This window comes from Caulobacter sp. CCH9-E1, from assembly GCF_001556515.1.
Classification (GTDB): domain Bacteria; phylum Pseudomonadota; class Alphaproteobacteria; order Caulobacterales; family Caulobacteraceae; genus Caulobacter.
The window spans coordinates 1-22,865 of sequence record NZ_LSJA01000230.1 but is presented as its reverse complement, the minus strand read 5'-3'; the positions used below and the strand labels follow the sequence as shown (position 1 = coordinate 22,865).

The 22,865-nt window shown below is 66.5% G+C and carries 16 protein-coding genes; 10 read left to right on the top strand and 6 right to left on the bottom strand.

Translation table 11 applies throughout. The features are described 5' to 3' along the window. From AX690_RS13100 to AX690_RS13060, 9 genes are all read left to right on the top strand, one after another. Positions 1-815 (top strand): TonB-dependent receptor domain-containing protein (locus tag AX690_RS13100; RefSeq protein WP_156449664.1); only part of this gene is annotated, 815 nt, incomplete at its 5' end. Positions 816-1,088: 273 nt separating this feature from the next. Next, on the top strand, positions 1,089-2,192 hold the full coding sequence (locus tag AX690_RS23935) for a calcium-binding protein (protein ID WP_066686791.1): 1,104 nt from the start codon (positions 1,089-1,091) through the stop codon (positions 2,190-2,192). Between the two features lie 817 nt (positions 2,193-3,009). After that, positions 3,010-3,432 carry a hypothetical protein gene (locus tag AX690_RS13090; RefSeq protein ID WP_066686793.1) on the top strand — a complete coding sequence of 141 codons (423 nt, stop codon included), beginning with the start codon at positions 3,010-3,012 and terminating at the stop codon, positions 3,430-3,432. Further along, positions 3,433-4,188 carry a cellulose biosynthesis protein BcsQ gene (bcsQ, locus tag AX690_RS13085; RefSeq protein WP_066686795.1) on the top strand — a complete coding sequence of 252 codons (756 nt, stop codon included), beginning with the start codon at positions 3,433-3,435 and terminating at the stop codon, positions 4,186-4,188. 2 nt (positions 4,189-4,190) lie between these two features. Further along, positions 4,191-8,630, top strand: a complete 4,440-nt coding sequence (bcsA, locus tag AX690_RS13080) for a UDP-forming cellulose synthase catalytic subunit (protein WP_082769646.1) — start codon at positions 4,191-4,193, stop codon at positions 8,628-8,630. Next, positions 8,627-12,460: a cellulose synthase subunit BcsC-related outer membrane protein gene (locus AX690_RS13075; protein WP_066686797.1), complete on the top strand. Its 3,834-nt coding sequence runs from the start codon at positions 8,627-8,629 to the stop codon at positions 12,458-12,460. The genes bcsA and AX690_RS13075 overlap by 4 nt, the downstream gene beginning before the upstream one ends. A gap of 9 nt (positions 12,461-12,469) precedes the next feature. After that, the gene (gene bcsD / locus AX690_RS13070) at positions 12,470-12,979 is read left to right on the top strand and encodes a cellulose biosynthesis protein BcsD (RefSeq protein ID WP_066686798.1); all 510 of its coding nucleotides are present in this window, start codon (positions 12,470-12,472) and stop codon (positions 12,977-12,979) included. A 10-nt stretch (positions 12,980-12,989) separates the two neighbouring features. Beyond that, positions 12,990-14,021, top strand: coding sequence for a glycosyl hydrolase family 8 (locus AX690_RS13065; protein ID WP_066686801.1), 1,032 nt, complete (start codon positions 12,990-12,992; stop codon positions 14,019-14,021). Between the two features lie 258 nt (positions 14,022-14,279). After that, positions 14,280-14,711 (top strand): hypothetical protein, encoded by a 432-nt coding sequence (locus AX690_RS13060; RefSeq protein WP_156449663.1) that lies wholly within the window; start codon positions 14,280-14,282, stop codon positions 14,709-14,711. A 51-nt stretch (positions 14,712-14,762) separates the two neighbouring features. Here the strand turns inward: AX690_RS13060 and AX690_RS13055 are convergent, their stop codons facing one another. Continuing rightward, entirely contained in the window at positions 14,763-15,710 is a 948-nt protein-coding gene (locus AX690_RS13055) for an NAD(P)/FAD-dependent oxidoreductase (protein WP_066686806.1), read from the bottom strand. 434 nt (positions 15,711-16,144) lie between these two features. Between AX690_RS13055 and AX690_RS13050 the strand changes: the two genes are divergently transcribed. Then, entirely contained in the window at positions 16,145-16,396 is a 252-nt protein-coding gene (locus AX690_RS13050; RefSeq protein WP_066686812.1) for a DUF2188 domain-containing protein, read from the top strand. A gap of 108 nt (positions 16,397-16,504) precedes the next feature. Here AX690_RS13050 and AX690_RS22345 read toward each other — a convergent pair whose 3' ends face one another. The 5 genes from AX690_RS22345 to AX690_RS13030 form a co-directional block, all read right to left on the bottom strand. Then, positions 16,505-18,220: an AIPR family protein gene (locus AX690_RS22345; RefSeq protein ID WP_082769644.1), complete on the bottom strand. Its 1,716-nt coding sequence runs from the start codon at positions 18,218-18,220 to the stop codon at positions 16,505-16,507. Positions 18,221-18,357: 137 nt separating this feature from the next. Next, positions 18,358-19,107: a hypothetical protein gene (locus AX690_RS13045; protein WP_066686814.1), complete on the bottom strand. Its 750-nt coding sequence runs from the start codon at positions 19,105-19,107 to the stop codon at positions 18,358-18,360. Positions 19,108-19,109: 2 nt separating this feature from the next. Then, positions 19,110-21,380 (bottom strand): excinuclease ABC subunit UvrB, encoded by a 2,271-nt coding sequence (gene uvrB, locus AX690_RS13040; RefSeq protein WP_066686816.1) that lies wholly within the window; start codon positions 21,378-21,380, stop codon positions 19,110-19,112. Between the two features lie 96 nt (positions 21,381-21,476). After that, positions 21,477-22,340 carry a DNA/RNA non-specific endonuclease gene (locus AX690_RS13035; RefSeq protein WP_066686821.1) on the bottom strand — a complete coding sequence of 288 codons (864 nt, stop codon included), beginning with the start codon at positions 22,338-22,340 and terminating at the stop codon, positions 21,477-21,479. 25 nt (positions 22,341-22,365) lie between these two features. Next, positions 22,366-22,785, bottom strand: coding sequence for a hypothetical protein (locus tag AX690_RS13030; protein WP_066686824.1), 420 nt, complete (start codon positions 22,783-22,785; stop codon positions 22,366-22,368). Positions 22,786-22,865: the final 80 nt, after the last annotated feature.

The following is a 22,865-nucleotide window of genomic DNA, read 5'->3' as shown; positions in this document are numbered from 1 at the left end:
CGACCACTGAGATCACCAGCGCCGGCAACCCGAACCTGGGCGAAGAGACCGCCAAGTCTTGGACGATCGGCGCCGTCTTGCAGCCGAGCTTCCTCTCGGGGCTGACCGTCTCGGTCGACTACTACGACATCAAGCTGAGCAACGTGATCTCGTCGGTCGCGCCGCAGCAGGTTCTGAACAATTGCTATGACGCCGCCAGCCTGAACAACGCCTTCTGCGGCCTGTTCCAGCGGGACCCGACCACGAAGTTCTTCGTGCAAGGCAGCCTGCAGGACACCTCGCTGAACTTCGCCAAGCGTCGCGCGCGCGGCATCGACAGTGACGTGAACTATCGCTTCAACCTGCCGGAAGACAGCGGCACGGTGAACCTGCGCGGCACGCTGACCTACGTGGTTCAGCGCGACAACTACCCGTTCATCGACGAGCCGAACCGTCCGGACCAGATCCTGTACGAACTGGGCGATCCGCGCTGGGCCTTCAACATCTCGGCCCAATGGCGCAAGGACAAGCTGAGCATCGGCTATCAAGGCCGCTACATCGGCAAGATGTCGGTGGACGTGATCGAGAACATCAAGTCGGTCGGCGGTCGTCCGCCCCAGAACGCCGACTTCGCCACGATCAACTACTATCCGGCGGTCATGTATCATGACCTGACCGCTGAATATGCGATCAGCCGTAACTACACGGTCTATGGCGGCATGGAGAATGTCTTCGATCGCCTGCCCCCGTACCAGCTGACGGGTTCGGGCGAAGGCAGCGGCATCTACGATAACCGCGGCCGCTACATGTACCTCGGCGTGAAGGCCAGCTTCTAAGCGCGGCGGGTCCGGCGCAATCCGGACCCGACGGCCTTTCAGATCCGTGCAAGGCGGGTCTCGGCGTTCGCGCCGAGATCCGCCGAGCCGGCCTCAGGACGGCGGCCACCGGCTGGCGAGCGTCCGAATTACCCGGATTGGGGACGTTTCACGCCCTATTCCGCGAACGAATACTCCCCTGCGACAAATTGGCCGGACCAAGGGCTCGACGACTAGGCCGTCAGGCTCTATCGACCGGTGACCGCTAAAGTTCTCGCGGCGCGGAGGCAGACCATGGCGACCTACACCTTCTCCAAGATCACCCCCGCCGAAGCAAAGCGCTTCAACATCCTGACCTTCGACACCCTGGTCTTCACGTCGGGCTCGGCGACGGATGTCGAGATCAACTTCTTCCCGCAATCGAACGGTTATGGCTCGTACCAACTGACCTTGGGCGCGCGCACCGTGATCTTCCCGCAGGCCGGGGTGAACTTTGGCCTGCCCGCGGCGGCGACGGCGGACCGGATCAAGTTCTCAGACGGCTCCCACCTGTTCATTGGCGGCGCGGGCGCCGATTTCTTCGAGCCGACGACGACGCAGGCAGGCCACGCCATCGCGGCGTTCGGCGGGACGGGCGACGATTTCCTGACCGGCGGCGACGCCAATGACCATCTGGCGGGCGGCGTCGGCGCCGACACCCTGGACGGCGCGGGCGGTGATGACATCATCGAAGGCGGCGACGGAAACGACACTCTGTTCGGCGGCGATGGCGACGACAACCTGGATGGCGGGGCGGGCGCCGACACGCTTCAGGGCGGTTCGGGCGCGGACATCCTGATCGGCGGCGCCGGCGCCGACATCCTGGACGGTGGTTCGGGCGACGACACCCTGACCGGCGGCTCGGGCAATGACACCCTGACGGGCGGCCGGGGCGCTGACATCCTCGACGGCGGGACCGGCGCGGACGTCCTGAACGGCGGTCTGGGCAACGATACGCTCAAGGGCGGTTCGGGCGACGACACCCTGACCGGCGGCGCCGGCCAGGACACCCTCAGCGGCGGGCCTGGCGCGGACGTCTTTGTCTTCGCCGCCTCGGACTCGCTGCCCTCGGCGCCGGACCACATCCTGGATTTCGACGGCGAGGACGCCCTGGATTTCCAGGGACTGGCGGCCGCCACGATCGCCAACTACCAGCTGGTGGCCAGCGCGGCCACGTTCGACAGCGCCCTGGCGGCCGCCAACGCCGCCTTCGCCGCCAAGGCGACCCTGATCTATGTCGGCGCGCAGGTCGGCGACGACTTCTATGTTTTCGCCGATACGCTGGCCGTGCACCAGGTTGGCGCGGCGGTGGCGCTGAACGACGTTTCCGGCTTCGATGCGCTGATCGGAATTATCTAGTCTTCAGGCGCGGCGCGTCTCCATCCGGGGCGCAGTTATCTTTTGATTGCTCTTGAAGCGGGTTCAAGCTCCGCGGCGCCGCCGTTCGAGCCTAAAGCAACATGGTAAAAATGCTTTAAGTCAAAAACCTAGCCGACAATCGACGCCGCGCTCCGCGCCGCCGACCATCGACGGCCGGACGATCGCGAACCGCGCAAAGCCTTATGGCGATTGGCGTTGCGGTAGCCCTCGCGACCCATTTCAAAAGTCGAGCATGCGACAATAGAGCGCGCGAGCTGCGCCTGGGCTGTTCGCGCGACTAGGCCTATATCAGCCCTTATCGGCTGCTGACCAACGTTCAATGTTGGTCGGTAACTAAATCAGGAGTAGTGCTGGTAGGTCCAATAAACTCTCTGAAATGAAGTGCGCTTCTAGGTGGTATTTCATTCTGGAGTTGTCTTTGGGTTTACCCGTTTTGGGTTGTCAGTTGTCATCTAACAGATTGGAACCCTTGACCCCAAGCGACTGCGATAGTGTACAAGCGTTTACCTTGCTGGGTTGTGCTTATAAAATTCTCTTCGAGAGCTCGGCGAGTAAACGATAGATTAATAATAATAAACTATAGGTTGCAACTGTACTTTTTCGACGCGGTCTTGGGTTGTCGAATGCTGTAAGGTTTCAGCAACCCATTTGGGCGGAAGCGCGCAGGGAAACAGTTTCAAGGTTTATGCTTTGAAGTTGTCGGCTTGGATCTGAAGTTTCGAATTCATCTCTAATCGAGCAGTTACTGCTCGAATTGGAACGAGGAAGTTGGCCGGTGAGCGACGTTAGCGCCCTCATGGATAAGTTGAAGTCCACTGTGAACTACAGGCAGTTCGACGCGCCGCGCGCCTCGGAACAGGCTTGGCCGGTTCTGGAGAAGATGGCGCGGGCGAAGAGCGAACTGTCTCGTCCGGACACGTCGGCGTCGGCTTCGATGGCCCCGGCTCCAATGGCCCCAGCTCCCGTCGCTCAAGCTCCCGCCGCTCCAATCGAAGTTGCGCCCGTCGCGCCGCCGACGGCCGCTTCCGGCTTCGCGGCCGAACCGCCGACGAACGGCTCGCTGTTCGATCGCCTGCAGGTCGATGGCCGCGCGCGCGGCGCCGAAGCCGATCTTCCCAAGGGCGCCGCGTTCAGCCGCTATGGCTCGGCCAAGACGGTCGAAGCCGCGCCCCAGGCCCTTTCGGAGATCTTCGAGCGGATTGGTCGGAAGGCGCTCTAAATGGTTCTTGTTGTTGTGTCGTCGCCCAAGGGAGGCGTGGGAAAGACGACGCTTGTCGCCAACCTGGCCGTGGCCTTGCGCCGCCGGGGGCGTCAGGTCACCGCCGTCGATTTCGATTCCCAGAACGCCTTGCGCTTCCTGCTCGCCCCGCACCACGAGGGTGATCTAGGCGTCGCGCGCTGCACCGCGCGCGGCCTGCCGTGGTCGGCCGCCCTGGTCAGCGGCGTCGATGGCGTCCGTGTCGCGCCCTATGGCGAGGCCACCACCGCCGAGCGCCTTCGCATGAAGGACCTTCTGGTCGAGGAGGCCCTGTCGCAGGCCCTGGCGGGTCTGGCCCGTTCCCCGGACGAGATCGTCATCGCCGACACCACGCCGGGCGAAGGCCGCATGCAGGAGCGTCTTGAGGCGCTGGCTGACCTGAAGCTGATCGTCCTGCTGGCCGACGCCGGCTCGATGGCCCTGGTGCCGACCTATCGCGACGGCCTGATGCTGCGCCCGATCTCTGAGCGTCCCGACACCTTCGGCATCCTGAACCAAGTCGATCCGCGCCGTCGTCTCAGCCGTGACATCGCCGACTTCATCGCCACCCACGCGCCCGAGCGCTTCATCGGCGTTGTCCACTACGACGAGGCCCTGGCCGAGTCGGCCGCCCGCGGCGAGCCCGTGGTCGGCGTCGCGCCGGGCAGCGTGGCCGCGCTCGATATCGACACGATCGCCGGCCGGCTCGATCGATTGACAGCTCCGGGGTCGCACTGACCATGAACATCAAGGGGGCATCGGGCCTCGGCGAGGGCCTGTTCGGTCGCGTCGTGGCGTCCGCGCCGGCGCGCTATGCGATCTTCGCCTTGGCGGCGCTGATCGTCGTGCTGGCCGTCGTCGTCCCGCTGGACAGCAATGGTCAGCTGATCTTCGGCCTCGGCGTATTCGCCATCTCCGCCGCCATCGGCCAGCTCAGCGACAGCCGGAAGATGACTGTCGGCCTGGTCGTGGTCTCAACGGCCCTGTCGACACGCTACATCTGGTGGCGGACCACCCAGACCCTGCACTTCGACAATCCCCTGGCCGCCGGCCTGGGGATGGGCCTTTATTTGGCCGAGCTCTATGCCTGGCTGATCCTGGTGCTCGGCTACCTCCAGTGCATCTGGCCGCTGGACCGCAAGGTGCGCGAGATCACGGGGCCGCCCGAGACCTGGCCGACCGTCGACATCTACATCCCGACCTACAACGAAAGCCTCGAGCTGGTGCAGGACACCGTGTTCGCGGCCATGGACCAGGACTATCCGGCCGATCGCTTCAAGGTCTACATCCTGGACGACGGTCGTCGGCCAGAGTTCGAGGAGTTCGCGCGCAAGGCCGGCTGCGGCTACATCACGCGCACCGACAACAAGCACGCCAAGGCGGGCAATCTCAACAACGCCATCCCGCAGACCACGGGCGAGCTGCTCTGCATCTTCGACGCCGACCACGTGGCGACGCGCGCCTTTCTGCAGCTGACCGTCGGCTGGTTCCAGGCCGACCCCAAGCTGGCCCTGATGCAGACGCCGCACTACTTCTATTCGCCCGATCCGGTGCAGCGGAACATCCGCGCCGTGAAGGACATCCCGGGCGAGGGCGACCTGTTCTACGGCGTCGTTCAGAAGGGCAACGACTTCTGGAACGCCACCTTCTTCTGCGGCTCGTGCGCGGTCATCCGTCGCGAGGCGCTGGAGCAGACCAACGGCTTCGCCGGCGAGACCGTCACCGAGGACGCCCACACCGCGCTCAAGCTCCAGCGCATGGGCTGGAACACGGCCTATCTGAACACGCGCCTGTCCGCGGGCCTGGCCACCGAGCGCCTGGCGCTGCACATCGGCCAGCGGGCTCGCTGGGCGCGCGGCATGACCCAGATCTTCCGGATCGACAATCCGTTGTTCGGGCCGGGCCTGAGCATCGGTCAGCGCCTCTGTTACCTGAACGCGATGCTGCACTTCCAGTTTCCGCTGCCGCGCATCGTGTTCCTGACCTCGCCGCTGGCCTATCTGATCTTCGAACAGAACATCATCGCCGCGGCCGCCTGGACGATCGTCACCTACGCGATTCCGCACCTGCTGCTGTCGGTGCTGGTCAACGAGCGCATCCAGGGCAAATACCGTCGCGCCTTCTGGGGCGAGGTCTACGAGTCGCTGATCTCGTTCCACCTGGTGGGCCCGACGATCCTGCCGTTGCTCGATCCCAAGAAGGGCAAGTTCAACGTCACCGACAAGGGCGGGCTGCTGGAGGAAGGCTATTTCGACTTCAAGGTCCTGCTGCCCCTGCTGATCACCACCGGCCTGCTGTTCGGCGGGATTGGCTCGGGGATCGCCAAGCTGCTGCTGCCGCAGTATTTCGATGTGCAGCTGGGCACGATCATGCTGAACGTGTTCTGGTCGGCTTTCAGCCTGTTGATCCTGATCACCGCCATCGCGGTGGGACGCGAGACCCGGCAGGTCCGCAAGCACGAGCACCTGGGCGTCGTTCTGCCCACGCGGCTCTATTTCGACGACGGCCACGTCCTGTCGACCGAGACGACGAACATCTCGATGGGCGGCATGGCGGTTCCGGCGCCGGACGACGAGGTTATCGAGGGACGGACCGTGACCCACGTGGAGGTGTTCGCGGCCGAGAAGACGTTTGGGTTCCCGGTCAAGATGTTGGGAAGCGGGAAGGGCGGGCTGAGGTTCATGTTCACGGAAATGACGCTGGAGTCGCGGCGGCAACTGGTGCGAGTCGTGATGGGCCGCGCCGACGCCTGGCCGCTGATCGACGATCACGTGTCCTGGTCGGCCTGGCAGTCTTTCACCGACCTGATGCGCGCGTCCTTCTCGATCATATTCTGGTGGCGCCATCGCGACACGCCGCGGGCGTCGGCGGCCTACAATCGCACGGGCGCCACGACCGCCGCCGTTCTGCTCGCCCTGGGGCTGGGTCTTGGCCTGCTGAGCCCCAGCGAGGGTCATGCCCAGGCCGCGCGCGCCGCGGCCCGTCCCGCCGCCGCCGCGTCCGGCGCGACCGCCGCCGCGCCGGCCAAGGCGATCGTTCCTGGCGGGGTCCGCACCCTGTCGATGACGCTCGAGGATCTTAAGGTTAACCGGCCGCTGCGCCTGATCGGCTCGGCCGGCGAGGCCGGCATTCCGGTCAATCTGCGTCAGGACGAAGTGGTCACCAGCGCCCAGCTGACCCTGAACTTCGCCTATTCGCCGACCCTGCTGGCCGATCTCAGCCACCTGACCGTGCTGATGAACGACGAGGTGATCGGCACCGTGCCCCTGACGCCCGACGGCGCCGGCGGCGTGGTCGTGACCCTGCCGATCGATCCGGGCCTGTTCACCAACGAAAACCGCCTCGGCTTTCGCTTCATCAGCCACTATACGCGCAGCTGCGAAGACCCGCTGCACTCGACGCTGTGGGCCAATATCAGCAACACCCGCAGCCGCCTGACCCTGACCTTGCAGCAGCTGTCGGTGGGCGACTCGCTTTCGCGGCTGCCGGGTCCGTTCTTCGACTCCACGGAAGGTCGTCAGCTCAAGCTGCCGTTCGTGTTCGCCGGCGCGCCGTCCAACGAGCTGATCGCCGCGGGCGCGGCCACGGCCTCGTATTTCGGCATGACCGCCAGCTTCCATGGCTTCGCCTTCCCGGTGCTGTTCAACGACCTGCCGGACGGCAATGCCGTCGTCCTGGCGCGCGGCGGCAGCCAGATCGGCGGCTGGGTCGTCCCCCAGGCCTCCGGGCCGATGATCAGCATCGTCCGCAACCCGCGTAATCCCTACGCCTCCCTGCTGGTGGTCTCCGGCGGCTCGGACGAGGACGTGCTGGCGGCCGCGCGGGTGCTGGCCTCGTCGCCCAAGAGCCTGTCGGGTCAGAGCGCCCAGGTTACGCCCCAGCCGATCGCGCGGCGCCAGCCCTATGACGCGCCGCGATGGGTCGACACCCGCCACCCCGTGCGCCTGGGCGACCTGGTCGGCCAGTCGTATCTGGAAGGCGCGGGCCTGCGTCCGGGCCTGCTGACGGCTGAGTTCCGCACCGCCCCGGACCTGTTCTTCTGGCCCCGCCCGGGCGCCAAGCTGACCTTCGGCTATCGCTATCCGGCCGGTCCTTGGCTGGACTACACGATGTCGCGCCTGGATGTGCTGGCCAACGACAAGTACATCCGCTCGATCCCGCTGCGTCCGGAACGCACCGCCGCCAAGATCCGCGACGCCATCGGCGTCTCGGCCATCCAGCACTCGGCTTCGGTGGATATCCCCGGCTACAACATCTTCGGCCAGAACCAGCTGCAGTTCTATTATGACCTGCACAGCAAGAAGAAGGGCGCCTGCGAAGGCATCCTGCCCGTCGGCATCCGCGTCGGCATCGACGCCGACTCGACGCTGGACCTGACCGGCGCGCACCACTTCTCGCGCATGCCGGACCTCGCCTTCTTCGCCAGCTCCGGCTTCCCGTTCAGCCGCGTCGCCGACCTGTCGGAGACGCTGGTGCTGATCCCGCAACAGCCCTCGCCGGACACCCTGCAGGCGCTGTTCACCCTGATCGGCCGCATCGGCGATTCCACCGGCGCGCCCGCCGTCGGCGTCACGATCGCCCGTCCGGGCGAGTCTCCCACGCTGCGGGGACGCGACGTCCTGGTGGTCGGCCCGCTGTCGCTGGCCTCGCAAGCCTCCGAGCTGTTCCAGAGCGCCCCGGTGCGCGTGGAAGGCAGCCAACTGCGCGTCGCCTCGACCTCACCGATCACGCGCCTGTTCTCGCGGTTCGGCTCCAACGTCGACCAGCGCGATCCGGTCGCCGCCGACGCGGCCCTGGTGACGAACGGCGACTTCTCCGGCGTGACCAGCTGGCGCTCGCCGTTCGACAAGAGCCGCGTGGTCGTCGCCGTGCTTTCGGCGAACCCGGCGCGGCTGCCCGAGATCGTCAATTCGATGGACAAGCCGGAAGCCAACGCGGCGATGCAGGGCGATCTAGCCATCGCCACCGACAAGAGCTTCAATAGCTTCCAGGTGTCGCCGGGCTTCTGGTCTGGTCACCTGCCGTGGTGGGTGGCGGTCATGTGGTGGTGCAGCCGCAACCCGCTGCTGCTGGCCCTGGCCGTGATCGGCGCCTCGCTGGTGATCGGGTTGGGCTTCTGGGTCGTGCTCCGCGCCCTTGAACGTAAGCGCCTGTCCGACAGGGAAGTGGACCCGCGATGAGGAAGATCGCCTTTATCTCGCTGGCGTCGAGCCTGTTGGCCTCGACGGCCATCGCCCAGGTCCAACCCCGCCTGCCCAGTGACAAGCCCGCGGCCCGGCCCCTGGTTCCTGGGGCGAAGACGCTGAAGCCGGAGCTGACCGCGCCCGCGCCCGCTCAAGGCGCGAGCCAGGGCGGGGTGGTGGAGGCGCTGCTGAACCAGGCGGCCAGCCAGCGCAAGCGCGGCCGCAAGGATCTCAGCCTGCAGGCCCTGCAACGGGCTCTGCGCGAAAGCCCGAACAATCCGCGGGTTCTGCAGCGCCTGGCGTCGTACGCCATCGAGGATGGCGATGTTGGGGCCGGCGATCGCTGGCTGCGGCAACTGCGCGGAGTCACCAGCCCGTCCGACCCGCGGGTCGTGGCGCTGGACAAGGCGCTGAAGACGCGCTTCGCCAGCTCCGTCGCCAACAGCCAGGACACGGCGGTGGTCGATCCCCGCCAGGGCAAGACCGAGACCAAGCCTTCGCCGCCGATCGATCCCAGCGGCGCGTCGCGCGCCTCGGGCTTCGAGGCGCTGGAGCGCAAGGATCTCGCCGCCGCCGAGCGCCTGTTCAACCAGGCCCTGCGCGAGCGCTCCAGCGATCTGGACGCCGCCGGGGGCCTTGGGATCATCCGCCTGCAGCAAGGCCGGTTCGCCGACGCCGAGACGCTGCTCAAGCGCGCCAGCGGCGGCGCGTCGGGCGACCAGCGATGGGGCGAGGCCCTGCGCTCGGCCCAGTTCTTCTCGGCCCTGTCGCGGGCCCGCGCCGCCTATGAAGGCGGTCGCTACGCCCAGGCCGAGCAGGACGCCCGTCCGCTGGCCAACGGCCAGAACCCCGACCGTATCGAGGCTCAAGTCCTGTGGGGCCAGTCGCTGGCCGCCCTGGGGCGTCCCGCCGACGCCGAGACCGCCTTCCGCGCGGCCCTGGCGACGGCGCCGCAGCGTCCGGAGGTCATCGCCGGTCTCGCCCAGGCCTTGGCCGATCAGGCCCGCTATGACGAGGCCAGCCAGATCGCCGCGACCCTGACCGGCCCGACCGCCGGCCAGACCCGCGCCGCCATCGAGCGCGCGCGCGCCACCGAACTGCAGAAGCGTGGCGACACCTTCGGCGCCGGCGCGGCCCTGTCGGCCGCCCTGACCGCCAATCCGAACAATCCGTGGTCGCGCTACGACTACGCCAAGTTCCTGGCCGATCAGGGGCAGGAGGCCGAGGCCCAGTCGCTGATGGCCCCGCTGTACCAGTCCAGCGACCCGGAGGCCCTGCAGGCCGCCGCGCTGTACTCGGAATCGCGCGGCCGCAACGACGAGGCCATGGGCCTGCTGCGCCGCGTGCCCGAGGCCAGCCGCACTCGCGCGGTCAAGGACCTGATCGCCCGCGTCGACGCGCTGAGCACCATCGAGCAGGCCAAGCGCTGGGGCGCCCAGGGCCGTCCCGTCGATGGCGTCAGCCTGCTCCGCGGCCTGCTCAGCCGCACCTCGCCGGGCTTTGGCGTGCGCGGCCGCATCGCCGAGACCCTGCTGGACCTGGGCGACAGCTACCAATCGACTGCACTGGCGCTGGAAGCCGCGCGTCAGCCGCCGGCCAGCTTCAAGCCGTCCGAAGCCTCGGGCTTCCTGGCGGTGCTGGCCCAGACCGGCCAGGACGCCGCCGCCATCAATCTGCTGAACGCCGCCGCTCAGCAGCAGCCCCAGAGCGAGTATCGCAGCCTGGCGGCGCTCTACAGCGCCCGCCGCGCCGACCGCCTGCGCCTGGCCGGCGACTTCGCCGCCGCCTTCGACACCCTGTCGCAAGGCTTCACGGTCGCCCCGCGCGATCCGATGCTGCTGTCGGCCCTGGCGCGGCTGTACGACACCGGCGATCTCGCGCCCCAGGCCGCGCAGACTTATGAAGCCCTGCTGTCGATCAATCCGAACGACTACGAGGCTCTGGCCGGCTCGGCCCGCGTGGCCGTGCGCACCGGCGACCATGATCGCGCCAACGATCTGCTGCGTCGCGCGATCGCGATCCAGCCGAACAATCCCGACCTGTACTATCAGCTGGGTCAGATGGAGCAGGCTCGGGGACGCGAACGCGCGGCCCTGAAGGCGTTCGAGCGCGCCCAGATCCTGCTGGCGCGAGGGCAGGGCGTGCAGCCCGGCGCGCCCGCCGGCGTCGGCGGGGCCTTGGGTCCGAACCCGTTCGCCGCCCGCGCGATCGCCCAGGCCGCCGACCTTCCGACCTACGGCGCGCCCGCGGCGTCGGCCTCGGCGCCCGCCTTCGCCCTGCCGCAGCTTCCGAGCGCGGCCGCGGCCCAGCCTCAGGCCTATGCGTCCTATGCGCCGGCTCCAACCCAGAGCTACGCACCGACCCAGAGCTACGCGCCCGCGTCCAGCTACGCGCCCATTCCCTCGAACTCGCCGCAGAGCGATCCGTCGACCCTGGGGATCGGCGCCAGCCTGCCGGCCAATTCGAACCCGCCGGCGCTTCCGACGCCGGTCGCGCCGAGCTATGCGGCCGCCGCGACGCCGAGTTATTCGTCGCCGGCCTATCCGGCCTCGCCCTACGCGGCCGCCGGACCGGCTTCGCTGGCGCCGTTGCCGACGCCCGCGCCGGCCTATACGCCGCCGCGCGCCTACGCGGCCAAGGCGTCCAACGCGCCTCTGCCCGCCAACGCGCCGCTGCCGGCCAAGATCGGTCGCGAGATCGCCGCCCTGCGCCAGTCCACGGCGCCGCAGTTCGAGGGCGCGGCCAATCTGCGCGCCCGCACCGGTGAGGAGGGCACGAGCCAACTGTTCGAGGCCAACACCCGCATCGCCGCCTCGATCTCGCCGTTCGGCATCGGACGCCTGGGGCTGGCGGTCAATCCGGTGGTCATCAGCGCCGGCGCGCCCAAGCAATCGACCATCGCCATTATCGGCACCAACCCGCTGGTCAACGCCGAGGCCATCGTCGCGGGCAACACCATCGTCCTGCCCAGCCTCGACAGCAGCAGCCGGGCGGGCGCGGGCGTGTCGATGTTCTACGACTCCGGTCCGATCTCGCTGGACGCCGGCATTACGCCGCTGGGCTTCATGCGCAAGAGCTTCACGGGCGGCCTGACAGGGCGCCTCGACATCGGCGAGGCCCAGGTCCGGGCCACGGTCGAGCAGCGTCCGATCACCGACAGCGTCCTGGCCTATTCCGGCGACCGCGACCCGCTGACGGGCGTGGAGTGGGGCGGCGTGGTCCGGCGCGGCGCCAGCCTGGGCGCCTCGGCGAACTTCGGCTCGGCCGGCGCCTATGCCGACGTGGCCTACCGCCGCCTGATCGGTCACAACGTGACCAGCAACACCGGCTACGAGATCAACGCCGGGGCCTACTTCCGTCCCATCGACAGCAACGGCGACCAGCTGCAGATCGGCCTCAACGCCAATATGCAGGCCTATGACAAGAACCTGCGCTTCTTCAGCTTCGGCCAGGGCGGCTATTTCAGCCCGCAGCAGTTCGTCAGCGTCGCCCTGCCTGTGTCGTACTCCAAGGAGCGGGAGCGCTGGCGGGCCAAGGCCGCCTTCAGCATCGGCGTGCAGTCGTACAGCGAGGACAGCTCGCCGATCTTCCCGAACAGCCCGGCGGCCCAGCAGGCCATCGAGTCCTACGCCGCGTCCGACAATACGATCCTGGCCCGCTACGACTCGGCCAGTAAGACGGGCGTCGGCCTGACCGGCCTGCTCTCGGGCGAGTACAAGTTCCGCGGCGGCTCGGCCGCCGGCGGCGAGGCCTCGCTCGACACGTTCGGGGCCTACAACGAATACAAGTTCCGCTTCTATCTGCGGCGGATTCTGTCCAGCCAATAGGAACGACCGATGTTGAAGAGCCTTTCCGCCCGAGCCGCCGCGCCGGAAGCCGCCAAGGTCGCCGACACCGCCGACCTGCGCTACCTGGCCGCCCGCCAGTTCAGCGCCCAGTGGCGCGCGGTCATGCTGGCCATGGCCGACGAGCTGTTCGAGAACTTCAGCGCCCAGGAGGCGTGGGGCTTCTACCGCCAGATCGGTCTGCGGGTGTCGCGCTCGGTCGCCCTGCCGCCGGTGAAGACGCTGGACGAGTTGGAAGCGTCGCTGAACGTGGCGCTGGCCGAGATGGACTGGGGCTATGTCTCGCTGGCCCTGGCCGACAGCGCCATCGCCATCCGTCACCGCGCCTATCCGGGCCAGCACCTGGAAGACGCCAGCGGCCACTGGCGGCGCGCCTTCGCCGCCCTCCTGGAAGGCGTCTACACCGTCTGGATGCAGAGCCAGGGCGGCCGTCCGGAAATGACCGCCACCCACCGCGAGGGCGCCAGCGATGACGTCCTGGAATTCTCCTATGGCCTCTAGGCGAGGCGTTATGCTGCTGATGGCCGCCGTCCTGGGCTTCCAGGCCGTGACCATGAGCGCCTGCGCCGCGCCGACGCCCAGCAACTGGGCGGACTACAAGACCCGTTTCCTCCAGCCCGACGGGCGGGTGGTCGACACCGGCAACGGCAATGTCAGCCACTCCGAAGGGCAGGGCTTCGCCATGGTCATGGCCACGGCCTATGACGATCCGGCGACCTTCAAGGCCCTGTGGACCTGGACCGACAAGACCCTGTCGCGTCCGGACACGCGCCTGTTCAAGTGGCGCTACATCCCCACGGGCGACCTGCACACCCCGGACCCCAACAACGCGCTGGACGGCGACCTCCTGATCGCCTGGGCCCTGCTGCGCGGCGGCGAGCGCTGGAAGCGTCCGGAGTACCTCGAGGCCAGCGCCCAGATCCGCAGCGCGATCCTCAGCAAGCTGCTGGTCAAGCAGGGGCCCCGCACCTTGCTGGTTCCCGGCGTCGACGGCTTCGTCAACGCCCAGGGCATGACCTTCAACCCGTCCTACGCCATCATGCCCGCGCTGGACGCCTTCGCCGCGCGCGAGCCCAAGTCGCCGTGGCCGATGGTGCGCGACCAGGCCCTGCGCGCCATCCGCGACGCCCGCTTCGGCGCGACGGACCTCCCCGTCGACTGGGTGAAGGTCGACACCGCCGGCGCCATGTGGACCGATCCCGACCGTCCGCCGCGCTTCGGCTTCGACGCCGTGCGCGTGCCGCTCTACATGTGCTGGTCGGGACGCTGCGGCGACCCGGCTCTGGATCCGGTCAAGCGCTGGTGGACCTCGTTCCGCGCCGCCGGCAAGCCCGCCCCGGCCTGGATCGACGTCCGCACCGGCGAGGTCGCCCCGTTCGCGGCGCCGGTCGGCATGGCCAGCGTCGCGGACCTGACCCTGACGGGCAAGGCTTCGCCCGCCATGATCCAGAACGAGGACTACTATTCCTCGTCCCTGCTGATCCTCAGCCAGATCGCCGCCAACGAGCGCCGAGAAAAGGGCAAGGCCGCTTCAAAACGTTGAACAGCGTTCGGCAAGCTGTGCCGTGCGCCATTAGGTCGCCGTGCAGATAACGGCGATCTGAAATATAGTATGATCCAGTGCTCGTTCTCGCGGCGAGTGTGATTTTAATTACACTCAAAGCTGTGCGACGCCGCCTCGATATTACTAATTTTGGGTCAGGCGGCTGTGGTTCTTGGCATAGGTCCGTGTTAACGACGTTTTACGTGAGCAGCCCCTTCTCCCCCGAGGGGCTGGCTTGACGAGAGGCGGAGATTTCCGATGGCTGGAAATATGGCGGAAGGACCGACGCTCCGGACGCCGCTCGTCCGCTCGCTCGCGCCCTATCTGATCCTGCTGGCCTTCGTGGCGTTCATGGCCATCGGCTACCATCCCAGCGCCAAATCCGCCCAGATCGAGACGCCCCTGGCCCTGCCGCGCATCCGCCAGATGGAGCTGAGCGGGGCCCAGTGGACCGTCAAGCGCCAGCTCGAGACCTGGGACAACGTCAGCTTCCGCAACGAGCACATCGAGCATCGCCAGGGCCGCGTCGCGGTCTGCGGCGAGGTTCGCCTGGGCGATAGCGCCGATTTCCAGCCCTATATCGTCGTCAACGGCCGCGCCGCCCTGGCGCGCGACACCCAGAGCGAGCTGCACCAGGTGTGGGTCGAGATCTGCTCGGTCGGCCAGCCCGAGCCGCAACCGGCGCTGTAACGCACTGAGCGCGAGCTCCTCATCGTCGCGCCAAAACTCCCGATGACACAGCTATTGAGCGGACGACGCGGTGCTGTTCCCCTCCCGCGCCCTCAAGCGATTGTGGATGTCCGTCGCGGCGATCGCGGCCTCGGCCGTGGCGACGGCGATCTGGTTGAGGCCGCGTACGACATCGCCGGCCGCGTAGAGCCCGTTCACCGAGGTTTGCTGGTGCGCGCTGACGACCAGGCGGCCGTCCTCGTCCAGCGCCGCGCCCGCCTGTCGGGCGATGTCCTGCTGACTGTCGAAGCCCAGCGCCAGGTATAGGCAGTCGAAGACCCTCCGCGCGTCGCCAGCGGCGACCGTGACGGCGTCCGGGCCCAGCGCGATGTCCGTCAGCCGCGCGGGAAGCCGCGCGAACACGCCGTCGCCTTCGGTCGGCGCGTCGGGCCTCAGGTCCAGCAGGGTGACCTCCGGCGAATAGGTGGTCAGGAACGCCGCCTCCCGCGCGCCATGCTCGCTGTCGCCCAGCACGGCGATGCGCTGGCCGGTCGCCTCGTAGGCGTCGCAGATCGGGCAGAGCCGCACCCGCGCGGCGCGGATCGCGTCCTCCACGCCCTCCAGCGCCGGCAGTCGATCGACCACGCCGGTCGCCAGCAGCACGAAGGGCGCGCGCACGGTGATGGGCGCGCCAAGATCTTGGTCGGCGGCGTCCTCGCCCTCGAAGGCCAGGACGAAGCCGTCCGCGCCCCGGACCAGGCTCCGCGCCCGGCCTCCGCGACGTTCGGCGCCGTAGCGGTCGGCCTGTTCGCGCAGGCGCGCCAGCAGCGCCTCGCCGCCGACCCCTTGCGGGAAGCCGGGGGTGTTGTGGCTCTCGGGAATCCAGCTGGCGCGCGAGGAGCCGCCGTCCAGCACCAGCGCCTTGCGGTAAAAGCGGCCCAGATAGGTGGCCGCCGTCAGGCCGGCGGGGCCGGCGCCGATCACGATCGCGTCGTAGGTGTCCGAGGGCTCCGAGATCATGGGGCTCGTCCAGGGCGCTGCGCCCCGGCCGTCTCCAGAGCCGTGCAGCAACGAGCGGCCGTCCTCGCGGTTCCTTCCCGCCCGACCCAGCGCAGCGCCGCCGCGTCCGTGTCGTCGGGCCGGGGGCTGAAGGCGATCCGCGCCCCCGGCCCGGCGCGGCGCGGCGAATGGCGTTCAGCAAGCCCAGATTGGCCGGCGGATTGCGGAGGCCGGCCCCGATCACCAACTTCGGCCTCGGCGACGGCGGGAGCGGGCTGGACCTCCAGCAGGCATGGCCTTGGCCGTCCAGCGGGACGCGGCCAGGCCCGCCCGGACCTTCTCCGCCGTCATGCCGGACCCTCATGGGAGGGGTCTTGGAACCGGCGGGTGGGTTCCTAAGTTCAAGGTGCTTCCTTGACCCTCAAGCGAAGCAACCCTTGGAACGGAGAGAGCCCATGCGGAGCATTTTCGTGGTCTCCCCCTTCGATGGGGGATGGTGTGTGAAGGTCACCTCGACGGGTGAGGTGATGACCTTCGACACCGGCGGCCAGGCCGAACGCCGCGCCCGCGCCCTGGCGGCCGAGGCGCGTTGCCACGACAACGACGCCGAGGTCTGGATCCACGACGCCGCCGGCCGCCTGGTCGGCCGCTGGGTGGACGACCGCTACGAGATCGTGGCGCCGGGCGGCGAGGCGGTCGCGGCGTAGTGGGGAGAGACTCGCGCACTGGCGACGGTTGATTTAGAAAGGGTAGGCGCGCCAACGTCTTGACGCCAAATGGCGCGCCGAGCCTAAAATTATATGTTTTGGCTTCTGCTATATCTCGAAGGGTTTGTTTTTATTTTTCGCGAAGGCCTCATCCTCTCCATCGTATTTGATTGAATCTAAGACCTGAGAGCAGACTTTTTCCGATATTTCTTTGCACATTTCTGTATTCTTGAAAATCACTGCAGGATATTGGTTTGGGTAGTCGTCTGCGACTATGGCTCCCATAAAAAATGAAACTCTATCCGCTATCTCTCGTATTTCTTGATCTTCGTTTCGTGACAGGGTTTGAGATATCCTGAATGTAATGTGTGAGGCTAGTCTATTTCCGTGGGCTAATACGGTCTTTTCGCGGCTCGTATCGGCAGTTGTTCTTGATTGTTCGAGAGATTCTTCCACAATTCTGGTGATCTCTACATTTCTCCAAACTATCTGCGCATCTATATTGTCGGGAAACATTTCATTGTGAAGTGATGATGATAGATTTTCCCATAATCTGCTAATCTCGCGCTTGGCGATAACCGTAGGCTCAACACTTTTTAGTGCGCATGCCATCGCGGGAAACGCTTCGCTGACGCCGAATAGTTTTGGGCCCTTTTCGTCGATATCCGTTTGTTGAATTACGTATGTCACCCCATCCATCAATAGGTCCCGTCTGATCCTTTGATGAAGTGTGCTAAGGGCGACGAAATTTCTGCTGTCCACTCGATTTTGCGTGTTAGTCGCTTTGGTTATTTCAATTCCCAGGTCTGGGCCGCCATTCTCGAGCGAAATAACTCGGACTGGTATCATTACGGAATCGAGGCTGCTTCCTCCCTGTATCTGAGACAGCGAACCGATCGTTTGTGCGCCATTAACAATGGATAGTCCGCTGCAGACGATGTCTCCAACTTCCCTTTTGGCGCCGCCTATCACAGTCTTTTTGACTTTATTTGATATAATGGTCACGCCATTATTAAAATACCAAAATATATCTGGCCTTTGTGTTGCTGTGTGAATTATCTCGGAATTCGCGGGGCCGCCCTTTCCGAGGAATTGTCTAATATTTGAGGAAAATAGTCTCTGGTTGTACTTGTTGAAAAGGGACACTAGGTCGCCTGCTGCCATTTGGCCGTAATAAGCGACGTGTGGCTGCTCTATTAGGCCCCACTGAAATATACGTAGAGTTTCCTCGATCTCATCCCCCTCAACGCCGCTTGCTAGATAGGAATGTATTTCGGCTTGAGTAAAAGTTCTTCTTGTTGCAACTTCTGTTGGCTGATTAAATTCGTCAAGAACATCCTTTAAAGCGGCTTCCTGCGGAGGATCCAGCTGCGTTTCGCTTGAATAAGCCAGAATGACAACTACTCTAGATAGTTCTGCTAGGGCATTCTCAATTGCAGGCCATCTTTCTTTTATAGGTCCGCCGAAGTATTTAGAATTCGACTGGAGTAGCTCCCTTATTCCTTGGCAGAATTTTAGTACATCGCCCAGCGGAATCCCGCCGTTCGTCGAGTTCTTCCATTTCGACTGCGATATGTAGAGAGTGGATGATTGGGGGGAGTAATAGATAGCGTCTATCCCGCCATCGTTCTCATCGTCGACTACAGAGGTCGCAGCATCTTCTTCAGAGATATCGGCGTACTTTTGGATGCTCAGGGCGGCCAGCGCTCTCGAAAGAAACCGGTCAGGGTCGCTCTCTGGAGTGCTTATACGCAGCAAGCTAGTGTGCGGTACAAACCGCTCCATTATGCGAGCCTTAATTTGATTGAGATGCAACTGGGACAATGGAAACTCCGCCCGATTGATTCTTCTCAATCGTGTGCCGGCGTCTGCTTGTGCGCAAGGGGTGGTTTTGTCCTTGCCGACCTTGAGAAGGGCCGTTTGACGGCGGGGGAAGTAGGCGGCGAGGCAAAGAGGACTGCCTACCTCCCCACCACCTCCCTTAACGTCTCCCGCTCCGCCGGCGGCAGCGGCTGGCCCACATGCTCGACGCACCCCGGCTCGACGCTGGTGAATCGCGGCACGCCGCCCGCCCGTAGGCGCGCGTCCAGCACCGCCAGGCGGGGGACCAGGTCGGCGATCTTGTCCTCCGGCCGGGCCAGGTTGGCCTCGCGGCCGGAGGGGAAGGCGACGTCGTAGTTCAGGGCGAAGTCGCCCGCCTTCTCGCCCTTCACGCAGGCGGCGGCGATGCTGGTGGCCGCGCCCCAGGACCAGTATTCCTGTGGCTTGCCGTCCTTCAGCCAGCTGACGCCGAACGGCGTGGCGACGGCGACCTCGGCGCGGCCGAAGACGCCGCCCACGCCGACGCCGGCGGCCACGAGCGCGGCCGACACGGCGACGATCGCCCACCGCTTGCGTGGGGACATCAGCGGGACGAACTGGCGATGGCTGACGCCGAACGCGCCGGGGATCAGGGCCAGCGGCGGGAAGGCGATCAGCACGAACGCCCAGAAATAGGCCGACGGCTCCTCCTCGCGCCAGAGGAGGAGGACGTCCGGGATCGTGGCCACGACCGCCTCGTTCGGCTTGTCCAGCAGGGTCTGGACCGCGTTCAGCCCGAATAGCCCCAACAGCGTCAGGCCGAACGCCAGCGCCACGCCGAGCGCCTTGCGCCCGACGGTCGCCTGGAAGGGCTCCGGCGCGGGGCCGGCCTTGGGCGCGTCGCTCGCCAAGCCTAGCGCCGCTTCTTGCGGAACTCGGCGGCCTTCTCCTCGCGGATCTCGGCGCGCAGGCGCTTGGGCGCGGCCTTGTCGACCTCGTCGCCGGTGGCGGCCAGGACCTCGTTGGCGAACTCCAGGTCCATCAGCTTCATGCGCTTGATCTCGTCGCGCAGGCGGGCGGCGGTCTCGAACTCCAGGTTGGCGGCGGCCTCGCGCATCTTGGCCTCCAGGTCCTTGAGCGCGGCCTTGAAGTTGTCGCCGCTGAACGGGCGGTCGTCGGTCTCGGACATGCCCATCGGCACCAAGACGCGGTCGCCCCGCTCGTAGGGGCTGTTGAGGATGTCCTTGATGTCGCGCTTGACGCTCTCGGGCGTGATGCCGTGTTCGAGGTTGTAGGCGTGCTGCTTTTCGCGGCGGCGGGCCGTCTCGGCCATGGCCCGCTCCATCGAGCCGGTGATCCGGTCGGCGTAGAGGATGACCTTGCCGTCGACATTCCGCGCGGCCCGGCCGATCGTCTGGATCAGCGAGGTCTCCGAGCGCAGGAAGCCTTCCTTGTCGGCGTCGAGGATGGCGACCAGGCCGCACTCGGGGATGTCCAGGCCCTCGCGCAGCAGGTTGATGCCGACCAGCACGTCGATATGGCCCATCCGCAGCTCGCGAATGATCTCGATGCGCTCGAGCGTATCGACGTCGCTGTGCATGTAGCGGACGCGGATGCCCTGTTCGTTCAGGTACTCGGTCAGGTCCTCGGCCATCTTCTTGGTCAGCACGGTGACCAGGGTGCGGTAGCCCTTGGCGATGGTCTGGCGGATCTCGTCGACCACGTCGTCGACCTGGGAGGCGCCGTCCTTGGAGACCGGGCGCACCTCGACCGGCGGATCGATCAGGCCGGTGGGGCGGATGACCTGCTCGGCGAAGACGCCGCCGGCCCGCTCCATCTCCCAGTCGGCCGGGGTGGCGCTGACATGCACCGACTGCGGCCGCATGGCGTCCCACTCCTCGAACTTGAGGGGGCGGTTATCCAGGGCCGAGGGCAGGCGGAAGCCGTACTCGGCCAGGGTCCATTTGCGGTTGCGGTCGCCCTTGTACATGGCGCCGATCTGCGGAACCGTCTGGTGGCTCTCGTCGGTGAACAGCAGGGCGTTGTCGGGGATGTATTCGAAGAAGGTCGGCGGCGGCTCGCCCGGCTTCCGGCCCGACAGATAGCGGCTGTAGTTCTCGATGCCGGCGCACGAGCCGGTGGTCTCGATCATCTCAAGATCAAAGGTCGTGCGCTGGTCCAGCCGCTGGGCTTCCAAGAGCTTGCCGTTGGCGGTCAGCCATTCCAGCCGCTCCTTCAGCTCCTGGCGGATGGCGATGATCGCCTGGCGCAGGGTGGGGCGCGGGGTGACGTGGTGGCTGTTGGCGTAGACCTTGATCATCTCCAGGTCGGCGGTCTTCTTGCCGGTCAGGGTGTCGAACTCGGCCAGGGCCTCGACCTCGTCGCCGAACAGGGTCACGCGCCAGGCGCGGTCCTCGTAGTGGGCGGGGAAGATCTCGATGGTGTCGCCCCGGCGGCGGAACGTGCCGCGCTCGAAGGCCTGGTCGTTGCGCTTGTACTGCTGGGCCACGAGGTCGGCGATCAGCTGCTTCTCGTCGACCCGCTGCCCGACCTCCAGCGTGAAGGTCATGGCGGTGTAGGTCTCGACCGAGCCGATGCCGTAGATGCACGACACCGAGGCCACGACGATGACGTCGTCGCGCTCCAGGATCGCCCGGGTGGCCGAGTGGCGCATCCGGTCGATCTGCTCGTTAATCGAGGAGTCCTTCTCGATATAGGTGTCGGTCCGGGGCACGTAGGCCTCGGGCTGGTAGTAGTCGTAGTAGCTGACGAAGTACTCGACCGCGTTCTCCGGGAAGAACGACTTCATCTCGCTGTAGAGCTGGGCGGCCAGGGTCTTGTTCGGGGCCAGGATCAGGGCCGGGCGCTGGGTGCGCTCGATCACCTGAGCCATGGTGAAGGTCTTGCCCGAGCCGGTGACGCCCAAGAGCACCTGGTCCTGGTCGCCGCGCTCGATGCCTTCGACCAGATCGGCGATGGCCGTCGGCTGGTCCCCGGCGGGCTGGTAGTCGCTGACCAGCTTGAACTTCTTGCCGCCTTCGGACTTGTCGGGACGCGCGGGTCGGTGCGGCGTCCACAGCATGGGCAGGACGCCGACTGAAACGTCAGAGACGGTGTCCCCAAGGGTGTCCATGACGAAGGGCGCGGAGACGTCCGAAACGCCGGAGTTTGGGCTGCGAGGCATGCCCCCAAGTTAGGCGCGCGGACGGCCGGCGGCTAGGGGGCCTGCTGACAGGGAATGGCGGCAGAGTGGCGGGAGGAGCCGCGACCGCCTCCGCCTCTACTCCTTCACCGTGTTCGCGCAGGCTTGACCGTGGCCCCAGAAGACGCCCTTGCGCCGCTCCAGCAGGTTCTGGTCGCGGCGGGACAGGTCGGCGAAGAAGTTCAGGCCAGTCTCGACCTCGAGATCCGCGATCGGCGCGATGAAGGTGTCGGTCGGGGTCTTCTTGTAGGCCTTGTTGTCCAGCCGGAAGCCCACGGCCCGACCGGTTCTGACATCGTAGAGAATCTTGAAATAGGCGGCCGGCGACAGGATCTTGGTCTTGTTTCGCCCGATCCAGGTTCCGCTCGAGCCATAGATCGGGCCCGTGATGACGATCACGTCCTCGTGGCCGCCGCACAGCACCGCCGCGCGCACGTCTTCTTCCAGGAACCGCCACTGGGCGCGGTTGAAGCCGGGGCCCACCTGCGGCGACATGTTGGTCATGTAGAAGCTGTCGTTGGTCTGGGGCTGACTGAACTTGAAGTCGGCCGCCGGCGCCTGGTGGCCTCGGTCGCGCGGGTTGGCCGGGTCGCTGTAGTCCTGGGCGGTTGGACTGAAGCCCTGGGCGGCGGTGTCGGTCAGGAACTTGTCGGACCGCTTGGCGCCGCCCTTCAGCGCCGCCGGCGTCAGGCGCTCGACGACCCAGTCGGGATTGCGGGTGACCTTGTTGAACGACAGCACATAGCCTGGGCGGCAGATCAGGATCTGCTGGCTCGCCACGTCGTCGCCGCGATGGACCGGCAGGGCCACGGGCTTGAACCGCGACAGGCAGGCGGCCGTCGGAGCGCCGTCAGGCGCGGCGTTCTGCGCGGCGGCCGGCGAGAAGGGCCCGGCGACCAGGGCGGCGGCGAGGACGGCGCCGCCGAGAAGCGAGCGGATCATGGCGTGTCTCCCAGGCCCGAGGCCGCTAATTGCTGCTGTTGGAGATGCCCTTGGAAATCACGAAGCTGCCGCCGCTGAGGCCGATCAGGCCCAGGACCGTCGGCGGCACCTCCACGAAGGCCCCAGCCTCGATCGACAGCAGCAGGAAGAGCCCCGCGACCACGAAGGTGAAGATCAGGAACTGGAAGCGTGAGAGGCTGGCCTTGGCCGCGCCGCTCCGGATGGCGGCGGCAACCTCGGCCGGGCTGGCCGGCGGATTAGCGCCCTTCAGCGCGTCGGTGATGGCCTTGACCGCTTCGGCGTCGGTCGGCTCGGCGATGAGGCCGTCCAGGACGCCTTTCGTCCTGATCAGTCGCCAGACGACGACCGCGGCGAAGCCAAGGATGATCACGACGACGGCGATGCCGACGATGTAGGCGAGGGCGGACCAGGGGGTGGCGGGCATGGCGGATCTCCGTCAGGGTCAGGGTTGGGAGTTGCCGCGCCGCCGGGGGCGGCGCGGCAACTCCCAACCCTGACCCTGAC